The sequence below is a fragment of the Paenibacillus sp. J22FR83 genome (assembly GCF_059691955.1).
Map to the genome: position 1 here is coordinate 23,597 of NZ_JCAUAM010000010.1, position 16,876 is coordinate 40,472.

Annotated in this window: 16 protein-coding genes; 13 read left to right on the forward strand and 3 right to left on the reverse strand. The window is 45.2% G+C overall.

Features of this window, described 5'->3' with window-relative positions:
* The first annotated feature begins 16 nt into the window (after positions 1–16).
* The 7 genes from sufB to AC58PV_RS18635 all read left to right on the forward strand — a co-directional run bounded on the left by sufB (position 17) and on the right by AC58PV_RS18635 (position 6,127).
* A complete protein-coding gene (sufB, locus tag AC58PV_RS18605; protein WP_497433772.1) occupies positions 17–1,414 on the forward strand; it encodes a Fe-S cluster assembly protein SufB in 1,398 nt (465 codons plus the stop codon).
* 366 nt (positions 1,415–1,780) lie between these two features.
* On the forward strand, positions 1,781–2,893 hold the full coding sequence (locus AC58PV_RS18610; RefSeq protein ID WP_497433774.1) for a C40 family peptidase: 1,113 nt from the start codon (positions 1,781–1,783) through the stop codon (positions 2,891–2,893).
* Between the two features lie 119 nt (positions 2,894–3,012).
* Entirely contained in the window at positions 3,013–3,234 is a 222-nt protein-coding gene (locus AC58PV_RS18615; protein ID WP_497433775.1) for a hypothetical protein, read from the forward strand.
* Complete coding sequence (locus AC58PV_RS18620; protein ID WP_497433777.1) at positions 3,231–3,893, forward strand: hypothetical protein; 663 nt, start codon at positions 3,231–3,233, stop codon at positions 3,891–3,893. The genes AC58PV_RS18615 and AC58PV_RS18620 overlap by 4 nt, the downstream gene beginning before the upstream one ends.
* Before the next feature lie 4 nt (positions 3,894–3,897).
* Positions 3,898–5,094, forward strand: coding sequence for a glutathionylspermidine synthase family protein (locus tag AC58PV_RS18625; RefSeq protein ID WP_497433778.1), 1,197 nt, complete (start codon positions 3,898–3,900; stop codon positions 5,092–5,094).
* On the forward strand, positions 5,091–5,741 hold the full coding sequence (locus AC58PV_RS18630) for a signal peptide protein (protein ID WP_497433779.1): 651 nt from the start codon (positions 5,091–5,093) through the stop codon (positions 5,739–5,741). The genes AC58PV_RS18625 and AC58PV_RS18630 overlap by 4 nt, the downstream gene beginning before the upstream one ends.
* Entirely contained in the window at positions 5,738–6,127 is a 390-nt protein-coding gene (locus AC58PV_RS18635) for a DUF350 domain-containing protein (protein ID WP_497433781.1), read from the forward strand. Before AC58PV_RS18630 ends, AC58PV_RS18635 begins: the two co-directional genes overlap by 4 nt.
* 26 nt (positions 6,128–6,153) lie before the next feature.
* Here AC58PV_RS18635 and AC58PV_RS18640 read toward each other — a convergent pair whose 3' ends face one another.
* The 3 genes from AC58PV_RS18640 to AC58PV_RS18650 are packed head-to-tail and all read right to left on the reverse strand — an operon-like array spanning position 6,154 to position 9,040.
* The gene (locus AC58PV_RS18640) at positions 6,154–7,203 is read right to left on the reverse strand and encodes an HD-GYP domain-containing protein (protein WP_497433782.1); all 1,050 of its coding nucleotides are present in this window, start codon (positions 7,201–7,203) and stop codon (positions 6,154–6,156) included.
* Positions 7,204–7,249: 46 nt separating this feature from the next.
* Positions 7,250–8,278: a ThiF family adenylyltransferase gene (locus tag AC58PV_RS18645; protein ID WP_497434061.1), complete on the reverse strand. Its 1,029-nt coding sequence runs from the start codon at positions 8,276–8,278 to the stop codon at positions 7,250–7,252.
* A 57-nt stretch (positions 8,279–8,335) separates the two neighbouring features.
* Positions 8,336–9,040, reverse strand: coding sequence for a molybdenum cofactor biosynthesis protein (locus tag AC58PV_RS18650; protein WP_497433783.1), 705 nt, complete (start codon positions 9,038–9,040; stop codon positions 8,336–8,338).
* Positions 9,041–9,164: 124 nt separating this feature from the next.
* Between AC58PV_RS18650 and AC58PV_RS18655 the strand changes: the two genes are divergently transcribed.
* The 6 genes from AC58PV_RS18655 (at position 9,165) to yfkAB (ending at position 16,875) form a co-directional block, all read left to right on the forward strand.
* Positions 9,165–9,635 (forward strand): hypothetical protein, encoded by a 471-nt coding sequence (locus AC58PV_RS18655; protein ID WP_497433784.1) that lies wholly within the window; start codon positions 9,165–9,167, stop codon positions 9,633–9,635.
* 103 nt (positions 9,636–9,738) lie between these two features.
* Positions 9,739–11,205 (forward strand): bifunctional metallophosphatase/5'-nucleotidase, encoded by a 1,467-nt coding sequence (locus tag AC58PV_RS18660; protein ID WP_497433786.1) that lies wholly within the window; start codon positions 9,739–9,741, stop codon positions 11,203–11,205.
* Positions 11,206–11,251: 46 nt separating this feature from the next.
* Complete coding sequence (locus tag AC58PV_RS18665) at positions 11,252–12,070, forward strand: undecaprenyl-diphosphate phosphatase (RefSeq protein ID WP_497433787.1); 819 nt, start codon at positions 11,252–11,254, stop codon at positions 12,068–12,070.
* Positions 12,071–12,187: 117 nt separating this feature from the next.
* Entirely contained in the window at positions 12,188–13,321 is a 1,134-nt protein-coding gene (locus AC58PV_RS18670; protein WP_497433788.1) for an HD-GYP domain-containing protein, read from the forward strand.
* A gap of 72 nt (positions 13,322–13,393) precedes the next feature.
* Complete coding sequence (locus tag AC58PV_RS18675; RefSeq protein ID WP_497433790.1) at positions 13,394–15,619, forward strand: MMPL family transporter; 2,226 nt, start codon at positions 13,394–13,396, stop codon at positions 15,617–15,619.
* 128 nt (positions 15,620–15,747) lie between these two features.
* Positions 15,748–16,875, forward strand: coding sequence for a radical SAM/CxCxxxxC motif protein YfkAB (gene yfkAB / locus AC58PV_RS18680; protein ID WP_497433791.1), 1,128 nt, complete (start codon positions 15,748–15,750; stop codon positions 16,873–16,875).
* The last annotated feature ends 1 nt before the right edge of the window (position 16,876 follow it).

A 16,876-nucleotide genomic window follows, 5' to 3' on the forward strand; every position in this document is an offset into this window, starting at 1 on the left:
TAAGGAGGAATCAACCATGGCGAAACAAATGCCAGATTTAGAGGATTACAAATATGGTTTTAGAGATGAGCATAAATCCATTTTCCAATCCGGAAAAGGTCTAACTCGTGAAATCGTTGAAGAAATCTCAAGAATTAAAGGCGAACCAGATTGGATGTTGGAATTCCGTCTGAAATCCCTTGAGCAATTCTTCAAAATGCCTATGCCGCGTTGGGGCGGAAACATGGATGATTTGGATTTCGATGATATCCAATACTATGTTCGTCCTTCCGAGAAGCAAGGTAAAACGTGGGAAGAAGTTCCTACCGAGATTAAAGAAACATTCGACAAACTTGGTATTCCTGAAGCAGAGCAAAAGTTCCTGGCTGGTGTTTCTGCACAGTATGAGTCTGAGGTTGTTTACCACAGCATGCAAAAAGAGCTTGAAGATCAAGGTGTTATCTTCACAGATACAGATACAGCTCTTCGTGAATACCCTGAGTTGTTCAAACAATATTTCGGAACGATCATTCCTCCTTCCGATAACAAGTTCGCAGCGTTGAACTCTGCCGTATGGTCAGGCGGATCTTTCATCTACGTACCAAAAGGCGTGAAATGTGAAGTGCCTTTGCAGGCTTACTTCCGTATCAACTCCGAGAACATGGGCCAATTCGAGCGTACATTGATCATCACTGATGAAGATAGCTTCGTACACTACGTAGAAGGCTGTACAGCGCCTATCTACAGCACGAACTCCCTTCATAGCGCAGTCGTTGAAATCGTATGTTTGAAGAACTCCCGTGCTCGTTACACAACGATCCAGAACTGGGCACCTAACATCTACAACCTCGTTACCAAACGTGCGGTTGCAGAAGAAGGAGCTACGATGGAGTGGGTTGATGGTAACATCGGTTCCAAGCTGACAATGAAGTACCCAGCTGTTGTTCTTAAAGGCCGCGGCGCTAAAGGGATGGTTCTTTCCATCGCGGTTGCGGGCAAAGGTCAACACCAAGATGCGGGCGCGAAAATGACGCATTTGGCACCAGATACAACTTCGACGATCGTATCCAAATCGATTTCCAAGCATGGCGGTAAAGTAACGTACCGTGGTTTGGCGTCCTTCGGACGTAACTCCCAAGGTTCCAAAGCTAACATCAAGTGCGATACGTTGATCTTGGATAACGAGTCTACATCAGATACAATTCCTTACAATGAAATCATGAACGACAACATTACGCTTGAGCATGAAGCGACCGTATCCAAGGTATCTGAGGATCAATTGTTCTACCTCATGAGCCGTGGACTTACAGAAGCAGAAGCTACGCAAATGATCGTTATGGGCTTCATTGAGCCGTTTACGAAAGAACTTCCGATGGAATACGCCGTGGAAATGAACCGTCTCATCAAGTTCGAGATGGAAGGGTCGATCGGTTAAATAATTTTTATTGAAAAAAGCGTGTCCGAGTAACTCGGGCACGCTTTTTTCAATTATGTATACTACGCATAGCTGCGGTTTACAGTACAACTTATATCTGTAGGTATTGGGCATACAGCCCTTGGAATTGTAGGGATTGGACAAACTGCCTATGGTTTGATTGCCATCGCAAATCATGGAATAGGACTTATTCCAGTCACTGCAGATTTTGCAAATTGGATAAAAGGGTTTTTCCATAACTCATAATGATCTTTCCGTTTTCCAAGATGCTCCAACAACAATTACGATGGTGAAAATGCATATTTGTACCCCACTTGTCTCACTCTATAAAGGATAATAATGTGTCCCTGAAGGAGAGAGAAATCCATGTGGAATAAGCTAAAAATACCAGCAATCGGCAGTGTGGTTTTTATGCTGGCGATTTCGACGGCTTGTGGGAAGGATAATGCGAGCCCACCTAGTGTAACACCTTCGCAAAGCCCAACAGGTGTAACTGGCTCAGGCAATTCGGTTACGAAGAGTATGTCGCAAGAAGGCAAAGGTATCATTGGGCTTGCAAACAATGATGCGGTACTGCCAATGAAACAAATAGGAAATACCAATTATGTTTCTGCTCAAGATTTAATTAAAACACTCAAATTCCAGTCCGAATGGGAAGATTCAGAAGGTAAACTGATGATTGGGGATAATGACGCTAACTTTGAACTAATCATGAACTCCAATAAAGCTATGAAAGATGGAGCGGATATTCAATTAAGTCAGCCCGTAGTGAAAGAAGGCGGTACGGCTTATGTACCTGTTTCAGACTTAGCGGACTTATTTCAAGATGATATGTCTTACGAAGTTAGACAAGGAGACGTCATTGTTCATGCTTCCCCTGTAGCGATCATTGAACATGAGGATGATCCCGCAGGTGCGAATGACAATTCGCCTGAGTTGAATTTCGGGGATGATCCTGCGGATCCATTCAAAGACGATGGTGCTGGTGCAAATCCAGCGGGAATGCCTAGTCGTACACTTCATGATCTACAAGTATGGTCACCAAGTAATCAGGATGAAGATATGCCCGTGCTGAAAAACATTGATATTAACGCCATGATTAATAAAGGGAAAAATTATATGGGCGTCAAATATAAATTCGGTACAGGCCCATATCCCCAAACAGGCCGATTCGATTGTTCAACATTTACCCAGTATATTTATGGGAAATATAATATTAAGCTGCCGCGTGTAGCTCGATCACAAGGTACTAAAGGCACATTAATATCTCGTAAGTCATTGCGTAAGGGCGATTTGCTGTTTTTCTATGTGCCAGGGCGCTTTAAATCGAACAAAACAGTTGGTCATGTCGGCATTTATATTGGAAATATGAAGATGCTGCATGCTTCCCCCGAGCCGAAGAATGGGGTACAGATATCAAGTATTGATAAAGCATATTGGAAAAAAACATTTCTAAAGGCGAAGCGAATTGCCTATTAATAAGAGTAATGAAAAAAGTCTATCCAATGGATAGGCTTTTTATATTTGTCTATTTTGAAACAATTGAATCTCTTATGCGTTTAAATGTGTAGCATGTTTTTTTGGAGGAGGCTGTCAGAATGAGAATCGTACTGTATGAAAAGTTGCCCGAGGGGCAACTGCTCCATTTAAGTGATCGTGCCTGGGATGATCAGCTTATTCAAGCCTTAAATGTGGCTAATTTTATTCTCGTTGGCGGGAAGGAATACGAAATGATTGAAGGTCGTTTGAATCTGGATCTCCAAGCGTTTGAATTGCTGCTCGTTAAAGCCGGAGCAGAAGGGGGAGGGAGCAGGGCGTGAAACGACCGCTTAAAGTACTATCAACATCACTGAGTTTGATTTTGTTAGGTCAGATGCTGTTAGGAACGGCACAGGCCGCGGAGACGCCAACTGCCAATGCGGGAGCATCGAAATTGGTGGAATGGTCGAATGAGGATGTGAAAGCCTATTACGATCCGCAAGTGGATTGGAGTTTACCTGTCCCTCCGGATAAAGGCTTGACTGCACCGTCGCCATCGCCTTCGCCCACACCGAGCACATCAGGCGGGAGTACGGCTCCTATTATTGTGAATCATGTGTCAGGCAGTGGCTTTGGATGGGATGATCTGCTGCTGTACCACTTGATTTTCAATACGGTAAGCCCGTATTCCTCAAGCAGTTGGGGAAACAATCATCGCTCCTATTATTATCGATCCAATACACCATATGTTAATAAGACGTATCAACCAAGTACTTTTACAAATCGTTCGACGACCAAAACACCAACAACTTCAAGCGGTAGCGGGACTTTTACATCGAACTCGAATAAATCGTCAACGACAAAGTCAGGCACAACGGGTTCCTCCGTAAGCGGCAATACATCTTCTAGCAGTTCTAAATCAACATCAACCTCATCAGGCAGCATAGGCGGTAAATCCAGCGGTTTCAGCTCCTCCTCCAGCTCAAGCTCTGGGGGTTAATGTCATGGTATTTGAAGTTATCGGGGCACCAGCCACAGATAGAACTTCTCGTGTGCGGGAACTGGCTGAACTTGGATTTACGTGGGCTAACTTGGAGCAGGAAGAGTATTGGATTGATCAGTTAGTCGTTATGCCAAGTAGCGTATACCAAGATCTTATTCAGGCTGCTTCTGGACTTTGGCAGGTGTTTGATAAAGGTGCTCGTTATGTTACGGGCAAAAGAGAGCTTTATGCAGACTTATCGATACCGGAAGTGTTATGGGATGGGTTGGACCGACTTGAGCCGAATGGCGAGGGCTTCATAAGCCGCTATGCAAGGTTTGATTTTACAGTCGATCAGTCAGGCCATATTAAGCTGCTAGAACTCAATGCGGATACGCCTACGGGGTATGTCGAAGCCTCCATTGCAACTCCGTGGCTTTGTGAGCAATATGGTGTAGAATCACCGAATCGTAGGATGAAGGAACTTCTAAGGGCAGCCTGGGAGATTGAAGCGCCTGATTACGCAGCGTGTATTGCCTACGGCACACATGCCGAAGACACCGGCACCATTGATGCACTTGTCGCGCATAGTGGACGGGAGATGACCTGTGTAGACTGTTTGGATTTGTGGATTGACGAGGGCGTCGTTAAGGTTGGTAGTGACCGGATTATTGAGCGCATGTTTGCCTTATATCCGAAGGAATGGATGGGGGTTGACGACGGGGGAGAGGCCCTATCGTATGCGATCGAGGAGAAATTCGTTCATTTATTTAATGGGCTGCATGCTGTGATTTTACAATCCAAAGGGTTGCAAGCACTCATCTGGGATCTTCATATCAATCAGTCAGAGTTATTTACGCAAGAGGAGCATGACCTGATTAAGACCTACATGCTACCAACGTATAGGAGTCCTATCCTAGCTGGCAACTATGTGTCGAAATCGATGTTTGGCCGTGAAGGCGGCTCAGTTGAGTTATATAACGAACAGGGAGAACTGGAATTTAAGGATGAAGCGGGATTTGATACGAGTGTGTTTTTTAACCGCGTATACCAAGAACGAGCTGACCTGCCGCGGCTAACTTTCCAGCATGGTCAAGGCCATTTATTAACAGGTCTATTCGTATTGAATGGTACGCCGTGCGGACTTCTAGGTAGAGCTGGCGGTATCATAACCGGGAATGCAAGTCAATTTGTGGCGATTGGAGTGAAAACGCCTTGAAACAAGGAAGATTTATTGGATTGGCTATAGGACTAATAGGCATCATTGTCATCATATGGATAATCTCCGCGGCATTGGATAAGAAGCCGTCTGTACTAAGCCAAACAACATCAGGCAGCGGTTCGACGACATCGAATTATGCGCCAGGAGACGTGCCATGGGATTATCAAGTCCAGCAAGTCAAGGTTGGGGATCTTATCGACGGTGATATGGTGCTGTTACCGAACAATGACCGTATGTCCAACGATCAGAATTTTGCAACTGGAGATAGTATTTGGGTGTTGAGTTTCATGCAAGCAACCATGAAGGCGGACAGTCAAGGAAAGAACGATGTTACTTTGTCGCAATGGAAGCCGATTAAGTCTTTCAAAACAAAAGAAGAAGCAGACAAAGATCTAGTGGAATTAAAAGTGGAGATAAAGACAGATGTGAAATTAATCGGTGTTTATAAAACAGAGCTGGATAGCCAATTTAGGTACTTTGCGGTGGTAGAATTGCCAACTGGCCAGAAGGTTAAGCAACCGATTCCAGAAGCGAGATATACATCCTTCAAAGATAAGAAAGAAGTAAGTGTAGTCCTAGAAGAAGTACATGATTATACGGATTTTGATCAGTCGATGGCTAAATTTCGGGGGTGGGCAGAATGATCGTTGTGGACCTTATTATCAGTTTATTCGTAATTGTCTTGTTGCAGTTTGCAGGGATGTACTTGTTTAGTCTAATGACCCCCTATCGGGATATGGAAGAAATCAATAATGGCAATGTAGCTGTTGGGATAACCATGGGAGGCAAGTTCATAGCTACTGCGATCATTCTAGGTATCGCTGCCTATACGAATGCCTCCATCTGGCATATGAGCTTATGGTTTGCAGTAGGGTACGCATGCTTAATAGCCTCATATTGGGTGTTCGATTGGCTAACCCCAGGTATGAAGCTATCAGACCAGCTTAAGGGAGGCAATGTGGCTGTCGGTACCCTTCTTGCTGCCGTATATATCGGAATCGCAATTTCGATAAGCTCTCTAATTATTTAATTTTTCTATGTATGATATCCCATGTATTAAATCGCAATTTTCGTAATTTCTACATTAGCGAGCTGCGATAAATCTAAGAATTGATTGTCAATGTTGATGAGCGGTCGGAAGAAATCAGTAGGGTTAGTCATGATGATAATCCCTTCACGTCCGTCGCTCAGAGACACCTTTTTACCGATAAAATTAGGAATCATGTTGCGTATGAACACTTGGGTGATCTTGGGATCGAGTTCGCCAAAGCTCATGCGATGAAGTTCTTTAAGAACATGCAGCAGATCACGTCGCTGTTGATACACTCTGCTGGAAATCATTGCGCTGTACACATCTGCGACCGCGACAATTTTGGAGTAGGAATGGATCTCTGTACTGCTTTTTCGTAAAGGATAGCCTGAACCATCCATACGCTCGTGATGTTGCAGGGCAACGAGTGCGGACGTTTCATCTTTGAGCGATTTGCGAATGATATCAAAACCATGTATCGTGTGCTTCTGAACTTCCTCGAATTCTTCCTTCGTCAACTTAGCTGGCTTATTCAGAATATCTGGATGTATCCTACATTTACCGATATCGTGCAGATAGCCTGCTTTCCCGATGACTAATGCTTCCTTCTCGGATTTGTTCATCCATTTGGCAATATAGTACGATAACATCCCCACCTGAACACTGTGCTGAAGGGTATAGTCATCTTTGCTATGCAAGGAAAGGAGTAAGGAAACAACGTCCTTTTCTTCCTGAATGCTCTCGATTAGCGGATTGAAAGCGGATTCTACATCGTCGTTGCGAAGAGAACCCCCGTCTTGCAAACATTCAAACATGTCTTTAATGCCCTGAGTAGCATTGTTAAAAGAGGTAACCTGTAAGATATTTGCTTTCCGGGATGGCACTTCTTCAACGACTTTCTCGATTTCACTGCTTCTTGGAGCTATATCAACATAATCCACACTGTGACGATTAAGCATCGAGATGTCTCCAGCATCGAGAATGGTGCCTGAAGAGAGTAAATGAAGACCTACTGCATTGTAGGAATCGGAAATTAATTTGTCACCAACAATTAGTTGAAGCACATGTACACGCATATAAGCTCCTCTCCAAGTCCTAGTGTCCCATAGGTATATTGTAATACTACATCCCAATATAACGACTGTAAAGACTTTTGGCTTGAATTAAATCCTCCGTCCCCTGAATGAGAACACGACCGCCAGGGAATAGAATCATTTGAATATCTTCAGATGCGTGAAACTTTAGAAGAAAACGGTTTTTCTCAACCAGACCAAGCGGTTGTAACCGTTCTTCCCAGTATTCCAATGGATGTGTGCTTGGAATAATCGGGTGAATTTGCACCGAATTGCGTCCGCATAAAGACTGAATGGTATCACTTTCAAGATGAGCATCTAAATACTCAAATTGCCTAAGTGCACAAGCTGGACAATCTGACTTCTTAGCCCCGGAGACCCGTATCGCCGAATTCTGATTGAACCATAAGTCCCATTGCTGCATGTTGAGATTAAGTTGATCTGTAGCGCCTACGAGTAGTTTAAGTGCCTCCGTTGCTTGATAGGAAGCAACAACATGGATAATTCCTCCAATGACGCCTGCCGTGTCACAAGTATCTGTAGTGCCTGCAGCTGGCGCTTGCGGGAAGAGACAACGCAAACAAGGTGTTCGTTCAGGGATAATGGTCAGGGAGACTCCTCGCGAGGCTACAGCACCACCATAAATCCAAGGGATCCCTAATTTCATGCTGACATCGTTGAGCAGGAATCGAACAGCGAAGTTATCGGTTCCATCTAGAATGACATCGACATCATGAAGCAATTCCTCGGCATTCGTCGCATTAAGATCACAGACATGAGGATCAATCTCGACATTGGAATTCACGAGCTGCAGACGCTTCGCAGCGGCGATGGACTTGGGAATTGTCGCAGCGGCGTCGTCTTCATCGTACAGCATTTGCCTTTGGAGATTACTCTTATCAACAAAGTCGCGATCTATGATCCGAACATATCCAACACCTGCGCGCACCATATGATTGGCAAGAACAGTACCTAATGCTCCCATGCCGACAATTGCAACACGGCCTAGGCCAAGTTTGCGCTGACCATCCATGCCGATCGGTGGGAAGAGAATTTGTCTCGAATAGCGTGGGTCAATTTCTTGTGAAGCTTCTGTATGTAAATGAGGATCCAAGTGAAGTCATCTCCGTTCGAGTCAGTTATCAGTCTGCGGTGCATGAAGCGGGTTCCAGGGGCCTATTTGATTGCCTTTCCATTCGGACCCATCCTCCCATATTTCTTTTTTCCAAATAGGTACGATTTGTTTCAAGCGCTCAATGGCATATCGACTAGCGTCATAGCAGTCAGCGCGGTGAGGAGAAGAGACTGCAATCACGACGCTCGCTTCAGCAATATCAACCTTACCTAATCGATGGGTGATCGCACATAAGGTGCCAGGCCACTTCGCATCGATTTCGTCCCCGATGGTTGCCATCGTTTTCAAGGCCATGGGAACATAAGCCTCATACTCCAAAAGGACGGTCCGCTGACCGTGTGTCAATTCTCGCGTCGTGCCGATGAAGGCAAGTGAAGCTCCGTGGTTAGGGTGATTCACCTTATTGGTCACGGAAACGACATCGATCGTTGAATCGGTGATTTCGTAAAGTGATGGCTGCCCACCTGAAACCGGCGGGATAAGCGCAAGCTCGTCCGAGGCGGTAACGATGTCCTGATCACCGGCGTAATCTTGATTTTTAGCAAAGAAACATATAGAGAGCTGCGCTGAGGCAGCAGGATAATCAGCAATGATTTTATCCTTCAATTGCGCGATCGTTATCGAATCAGGATCGACAGTAATCGTGAGAACAGAAGTGCCGAATAGGTCTACTAGACCTGCGAAGAGTTGGATATGTAAGTTCAATTTGTTTCTCCTTGCCATAGATGTTAGAATCCCTTACAGCATATCATATTTTGCCCTGAAAATGGTATAATGGAGTGATCCTTTGGCAGGACTTGGAATTTGAAATGGAGAAGGAGTAATTAGCATGCAAATTAATTCAAGCATAGAAGTGTCTGGCTTACATAAGAACATAGAAAGTTTTACGGTTGATGAAATGGTTGCAATAGCGGACCAAAGTTTAAATATTCAAGATCGCGTACCGTCGGTGGAAGGAGAGGCGTTTGATCTTAAATCATGGTACCGAAACTGGCACAATAAGGGACAAAATCATACAAATGAAGTGCCCACTCACGTGCGGGTGGAAGCGGTAGATGAGTTTCAGGCGTTGATACCATGGGGACAAGCAGATCAAGCACTGTTCCTATATGCACAAGAGGGACAGGCACTGAAGAAGGGGTATCCGATTCGATTATATGTACCCGATGGAAGCAGCGAGTGCCTGAATGTAAAAAGTATTATCAAAATATGGTTTATAAACGATCCGGCTTTAGGTAATGAAGCAACATATGGGTTTAAGAACAAAGTTACCCTGGATGAGCTCAAAATCAAGAAATGATGAAGCGGATTCTTGCATAACATAGAGACATGCATGTTGGAAGCTAGTTGACCATGTGCCCAGTCAGATTTATCGTTTTCTCATTATGAAGAGAGGTGAACGGATGTCGGCCCCCTTGCAACGGCTAGTCATATTACATACGAATGATATACATAGCCATTTCGAACAGATGCCCAAAATTAGTGCTTATTTTGATCGTGTTCGCCGACTTTGGCCACCGGATCAAGTATTGACACTGGATATTGGTGATCATATGGATCGTATGTTTCCAGAAACAGAAGGAACGAATGCGATCGCTAATTTAGAAATAATGAATGCAACCGGCTACGAAGCGATGGTTCTAGGCAACAATGAAGGATTAACCTTTACACCGGATTGGCTTAGATCTGTTGTGCTGGAGCATGCCCAATTTCCCATAATTGGGAGCAATATAACGGATAGTAAGACGAATGAAACACCGGATTGGATGTTGCCCTCCATGACGCTTGAGAAGTCGGGTATGCGTATCGGTCTAATCGGCGTTACTGCCGCTTATCAAGCTTACTATGAATTGCTTGGTTGGGACGTAAGCGATCCTATGAAAGCTGTAAGCGCCCATGTGAGCCTTCTGCGTCCCAAGGTGGATATCTTAATCGTTATGTCGCATTTGGGCCTGAGAACGGATCAACGGATGGCTGAGGAGTTGGAAGGCATCGACATTATCCTTGGCGGCCACACCCATCATTTGCTGGAAGAGCCGCTTCTCCTCAGCGGCACTTATATTGGTGCGGCCGGCAAGTTCGGTCAGTATGCCGGTCATATCGAACTTGCCTACGACCCGGCGCAGCGCCGGATCGTGGAGCTGAACGGCCGCGTCGTCCCGATGACGGACGCGAGCGAAGAAGACAGCAGCGTTATCACGCTGCTGGAGCACTATCGCATCGCCAGCTCCGCATCGCTGGCGGCAGAGGTCGCGCAGCTGCGGCAGCCGCTGCGCTTGGATTGGTACGGCGAATCCCCGCTCGGCAACTTGCTTGCCGCGGGAATTCGCCGCTGGACCAGCGCCGAGATCGGGCTGGTCAATAGCGGGCAGCTCCTTCAGGGACTGAAGGAGGGGAGCCTCTCCCGGGGCCGGCTGCTGGAAATCTGCCCCGGCCCCATCAATCCCTGCCGCATGGAGCTCAGCGGCGCAGATATTCGTCAAGCGCTCGAAGAGTCGCTGCTTGACGAGTTCATGGAGAAGCCGATACGCGGCTACGGCTTCCGCGGGGAGGTGCTAGGCGTCCTCTGTGTGGACGGGATAACCGTCCAAGTGGATGCCTCACGCCCTCCCTATGAGCGTATCCTCGCCGTGCATGTAGGCGAGACGCCACTAGATCCAGAACGTTCCTATCTCGTGGGTACGATTGATATGTTTACGTTCGGATCAGGCTATTTATCGCTGAGCCGAGGCAAGCAGATCGTGTATATGCTGCCTGAGTTTATCCGTGATGTGCTAGCCGATCAACTGCAAGATGAGGCTGCAATCGCCGACAGCCAGCACCTTCGGTTCATAGATGTTGTCAGACCCAGTGCTAAACAGGTAGAATAAGAACCGAAGCAAATTTCTGATAGTTAGCAGAATATAGGGGGCAATTATGCATACAATTTTTGAGGCGATCATTATTGGGATCGTTGAAGGTTTGACGGAGTTTTTACCCGTATCCTCGACAGGGCATATGATTTTAACTGAAAGCTTGTTACACATTGACATGGAGAATGACCCAGTAATGAATACGTTCAACTTTGTCATTCAATTGGGTGCTATTCTAGCCGTCGTAGTTATTTATTGGAAACGAATCCTATCCTTGTTTGGACTTGTGAACCGCAAAAGCGAAAGTAAAACCGGGAAAAAGCTGAACTTACTGCACATTCTAATTGGTATCATACCCGCAGGTGTGATCGGCGTTCTATTCAATGATATTGTGGATGAGAAGTTATTCAATACAACAACCGTTCTAGTCGGACTCGTGCTCGGAGGAATTCTGCTCATCATTGCCGAGAAGAAAAAGGAACAACCCAAAACGACCGTCCTGGATGACTTGACGTATCGTCAAGCGTTCGCAATTGGTTTGTGGCAGCTCGTATCGATTTGGCCTGGCTTTTCGCGTTCGGGTTCTACGATTGCCGGTGGTATGCTTTCGGGTGTAAGTCGTGCAGCATCAGCGGATTTCACTTTCATCATGGCTATTCCGATTATGTTCGGAGCATCAGGCGTCTACTTTTTGAAAAATTACGATGCACTGTCATCCGACGATTTGGCTTTCTTTATTGTAGGATTTCTAGTGGCATTCGTGGTGGCCCTGCTAGCTGTCGTCACTTTCATTAAACTCGTACAAAAAATGAAGCTCACTTACTTTGCTTATTATCGTTTTGCCGTCGCGATTATTTTCGCACTTTATATGTTTTTAAAGTAGGTTTTTATAAAATATTAGCGAATCGCGTCGAAAGACGCGGTTTTTTATATTGAACTTTTTATTAAAATCCATTACATTTAAATAGAACGTAATGCTCACCTATGCGGGGGTCTAGAAATGCTGTTTATGCCGATCAACATGTGTCAACCTGGGATGAGGCTGGCTAAGAATATATACAACGATGATGGTATGGTCCTTCTGGCCGTTAATGTTGAGCTTACACAGAGACTCCTTGATCGCTTGTTTAGCTACGGAATTGATTATATTTATATAGAAGACGCTAGAACGGATGACATTATTCAAGAAGATGTCATTCAGGATGAAACAAGAAGCAAAGCCGTTATCGAAATTCGCAATACATTTAAGAAAGTTATGGAAGATTCGAATAAACGCGGCGCTGTGAATTATTACGACATTGGTCGCAACTTTCGCGATGTCATGAAGATGATTATTGATGATCTGAGTGCTCATGAGGGTGCAATGGTCATGCTGAATAATATGAATGTGAAGGATAATTACTTATTCCAACATTCCGTTAACGTGAGTATTTATGCGATTATGCTGGGAATCAGCTACGGGTATAGTCGAGAAAAGCTTGAGACACTTGGTTTAGGTGCGTTACTGCATGATATTGGGAAGACGAAAGTGCCCTTAGGCATTCTCCGGAAGCCTTCTCAGTTAACGACAGAAGAGTTCAACGAAATGAAAAATCATACAACCTACGGTTTCAATTTATTGAAGGATGAGCCGAATATTCCTCTACTTTCTGCCCACTGTGCCTTGCAGCATCATGAACGGATTAACGGCAGCGGTTATCCGCGAGGCATTCAAGGTGGCGAGATTAATGAGTTCGCCAGATGGATTGGCCTTGTCGATTCCTATGATGCCATGACGACGACACGGGTATATCGCAGACCCTTATTGCCACATGAGGCTATGGAGCAGTTATTCGCAGGATCGGGTACGATGTATGACCAGAGTCAGATTGCTTTGTTTCGGGACAAAATAGCCATTTATCCATTGGGGATTACGGTAAGACTGAATACTGGCGAATATGGTATCGTCTCTAAGTTGAACATGTCTGTTCCGCATAGACCGACGATTCGTGTGCTTCAGAATGAAGCAGGTACTGTGCTTAAGGAGCCGTATGAAATCGACCTTTCAAGCAAACTGTCGATATTAATTTCCGAAATTGGGGAAATTAAAGTCAACGACTCCGTATTAGATACAACTATGCCTACAATACTATAGAATAGATATAGCACCTATTAGATGAAGAACCTGGGAAACCAGGTTCTTTTTGTAGATTAAGGAGGAGTCACGATGCGGGAGTCCATGGAGAAAGGCGTGTTTTGGAAATGGGGACACGCCATGTTTCGGTTCCGATGGTTAGTGTTAACGATCGGGATTAGCTTAATGCTCATCTTTGCTATTTTCGCTCAGAAAGCGCCAGGTATGTTGAAAGACAACGGGTTTACGCCCAAAGGGAGCGAATCCGATCTGGGATTGATTCAAATGCGGGATGAGCTTGGGGTACCTCGCACGCAGTTGAGTTTCGTGTATACGGGTCATAATGGGCTTGATTTAACGGCGAAAGCTCATCAAGATGCGATTATGGCCACACTTACAAAGGTGAAAGAACTTTCGTATGTGGAAGATGTGAGATTCGTAACTACGCCTCGTAATGAAGGACATCTAGATGTACAAGCAGTTAGTGTATCGCTCTCGTTAGATACAGATCCCGCATTAGAGAGATATCCGGAGCTTAAGTCGCTTGTACATCCACCAGAAGGTATGGACGTGTATGTTACAGGCGGGCCAGCAATTTTGTATGACATGCAAGTCGCCAGTAAACATGATATTGCCAAATCGGAAGCGATAGGTCTGCCTATTGCACTTCTCGTATTGTTAATTGTTTTCGGTACATTGGTTGCAGCATTCTTACCTATGGTCGTAGGACTGATGAGTGTGACACTTACACTTGGGGTTACTTATTTTATCGCGCAGCATCAATCCCTATCCAATTTTCTACCGAATATGGTTACGATGCTAGGACTTGCGGTTGGCATTGACTATGCGTTATTTCTGGTCAGCCGGTTCCGTGAAGAACTCAAAGTGCAAAGCAGTGTTGCTGCTGCCGTCGCTATGACATGTCAAACCGCAGGAAGATCGATATTTTTCTCGGGGATCGCAGTCCTCATTGGTTTGTTGGGAATGCTGTTTGTGGATTTGACCTTCTTCCGCTCTCTCTGTCTTGGCGGCGTTATCGTTGTTTCAATTTCCGTTATCGTGGCCAATACTGTGTTATTAGCGCTGTTAGGTATTTTGGGTCATCGCATTAACTCCCTGCAGGTCGTTCCTAAACGATTCCGTAAGCAAGAAACATCGAAATTCTGGGAAAAAATCGCATATGCGGTAATGAAACGTCCAGTCCTGTTAGTTGTTGTAGTAGGCGGTGTGTTGGTTTATAGCATGACGCCGATCTGGCAAATGAAATTAGGTGTACCGAACGCAGAGGTGCTTCCTCCGAGCTACGAGTCCCGTTATGGAGCGGAGTTGCTCAAAACCGCCTATGACCCTCGCATGACAGCACCGATTCAAATTGTTATACATACGAAAGACGAAATATGGTCAAGCGCTTCGATTGGCGAGATTCAAGCTTATGGTCAACAGGTTAAAGCTGTCGGTGGTGTAAAAGAAGTCCAGAGCTATCTAACTGTTCTGGGACAGCATTCTGATGCAGAGCTTGCGGGCATGTTTACAAAGCCTGAGGTTCAACAACAGTTAGAAGAAACGCAATTAGCCAAAGGGCATACAGCTCTGATGATTGTTATTCCTGAGAAGGACACGGATGATCCTGTGACGGATCAGCTAGTTCATGATCTTCGCAAGTTGAATCCAGAAGGATTACAGACTGCTGTTACAGGTGGTCCTGCTTATCGATTGGACATTATTGACCGTATTCAAAAGGAAATTCCTGAAGTTCTTATTTTCGTAATGGGAATTACATATCTCGTTCTCTTATTAGCATTCCGCTCCGTTCTGCTCCCGCTGAAAGCTGTGCTGATGAATATGCTTAGTTTAGGAGCTAGTCTAGGGATTGTCGTCTTAGTATTCCAGCATGGATTCATGGCTGATATGTTGCACATTACGTCCATCGGATATGTGAGCGCAACGCTGCCTGTCATCATCTTTTGCGTCGTATTCGGGATCTCCATGGATTACGAAGTGTTCCTCATTTCACGCATCATGGAAGAGTACGAGGCAAGTGGAGATAATGATCAGAGTACTGCGGAAGGTTTGAAAAAAACAGGAAGCTTAATTACAAGCGCGGCTTTCATTCTTGTTGTTGTCGTAGGATCTTTTATTTTCACAGATATCGAAATTATGAAAGCACTGGGGCTAGGTCTCGGACTTGCGGTGTTGATTGATGCCACAATTGTGAGAGTCATGCTTGTGCCTGCGCTAATGAAGTTGCTAGGTGACGCTAACTGGTGGGCGCCGAAGTGGCTTCGGGCAAAGCCGCAATCCCAAGTAGACAAGCGGTAGTGCTAGCAGGGATTCCTATGGCTGTTTCCTTTTTTGCCAATCATAAGTTACAATAAAGGGCATAGGTATAGGCATAATAGGTAGTAACAAGTTCTTGAATAGGAAATGATAGGTCAGGTGTAAACAGCATGAATAGGAACGCAACACACTCCATCTTACCGGAGTTAACTCCCCAATATGATCCTTGGGATCCCATTCGGTCGTATCGGAAATATGGGAAACACGTATTAACCAGTATAGAGCTTACTATCACCAATCTGTGTAATATGCGTTGTGAGCATTGTGCAGTTGGGGATTCACTTACGATGTCAGAAGGACCACGTATACCGTTACCGGTTATTTTGCAGAAATTGGATGAAATTGAACATTTGGAAACGATTAGTTTAACAGGAGGAGAACCGTCCTACCACATCAAGATCGTGAAGGACTACATGCTGCCCATCCTCAAATATGCGCGGGAGCGGGGGATTCGGACCCAGATCAACTCGAATTTAACATTAGATTTGGAGCGTTATGAACTGCTGGCACCTTATCTGGATGTGATGCATATTTCATTCAATTATTTGAATGAGGATGACTTCCATCAAGTAGGATTTGTGAACTCGCCGCGACCTGTGGGCAAGGCCACTGCATCAGGCATGTATGAGCGCATGGTTAATAATACGAGGGCACTAAGCAAAGGTGGTTTGTACGTTTCAGCGGAATCGATGATTAACACGCGAACCCACTTGAAATTGCCTGAGATTCATCAGCTAATCAACGAAATGGGATGCAAGCGTCACGAAGTCCATCCGATGTATGCGAGCTCTTTCGCTTCACATCTTCCGATGGTTACGCTGGACGAATTGCGTGCAAGTATTCATCGGTTGTTAGACCAGCGGAATCCAGACATGTGGATGCTGTTCGGCACATTGCCGTTCTTCGCATGTAACGAACTGGAGGCAGATCGTACGCTAGTTAAGCGTCTACGTGAAGAGCGCAACGTTACGGTTCGTAACGACCCAGATGGGCGGAATCGATTGAACGTCAGTACGTTTACTGGCGAGGTTTTCGTCACCGATTTTGCTAATGAGCCTCCGCTTGGAAATATACATGATGATGGGCTTGATGATATCTTTGCTCGTTGGGAGAACAATCCGCTGAATCAGCAGGTGAATTGTTTCTGTAGTACGGCATCATGTTGCGGACCCAACTTGCTTGTAGCTGACTCCTACTATCGATCTGTAGATTTCAAAAGTCGTAAAGCTATTATCTAAT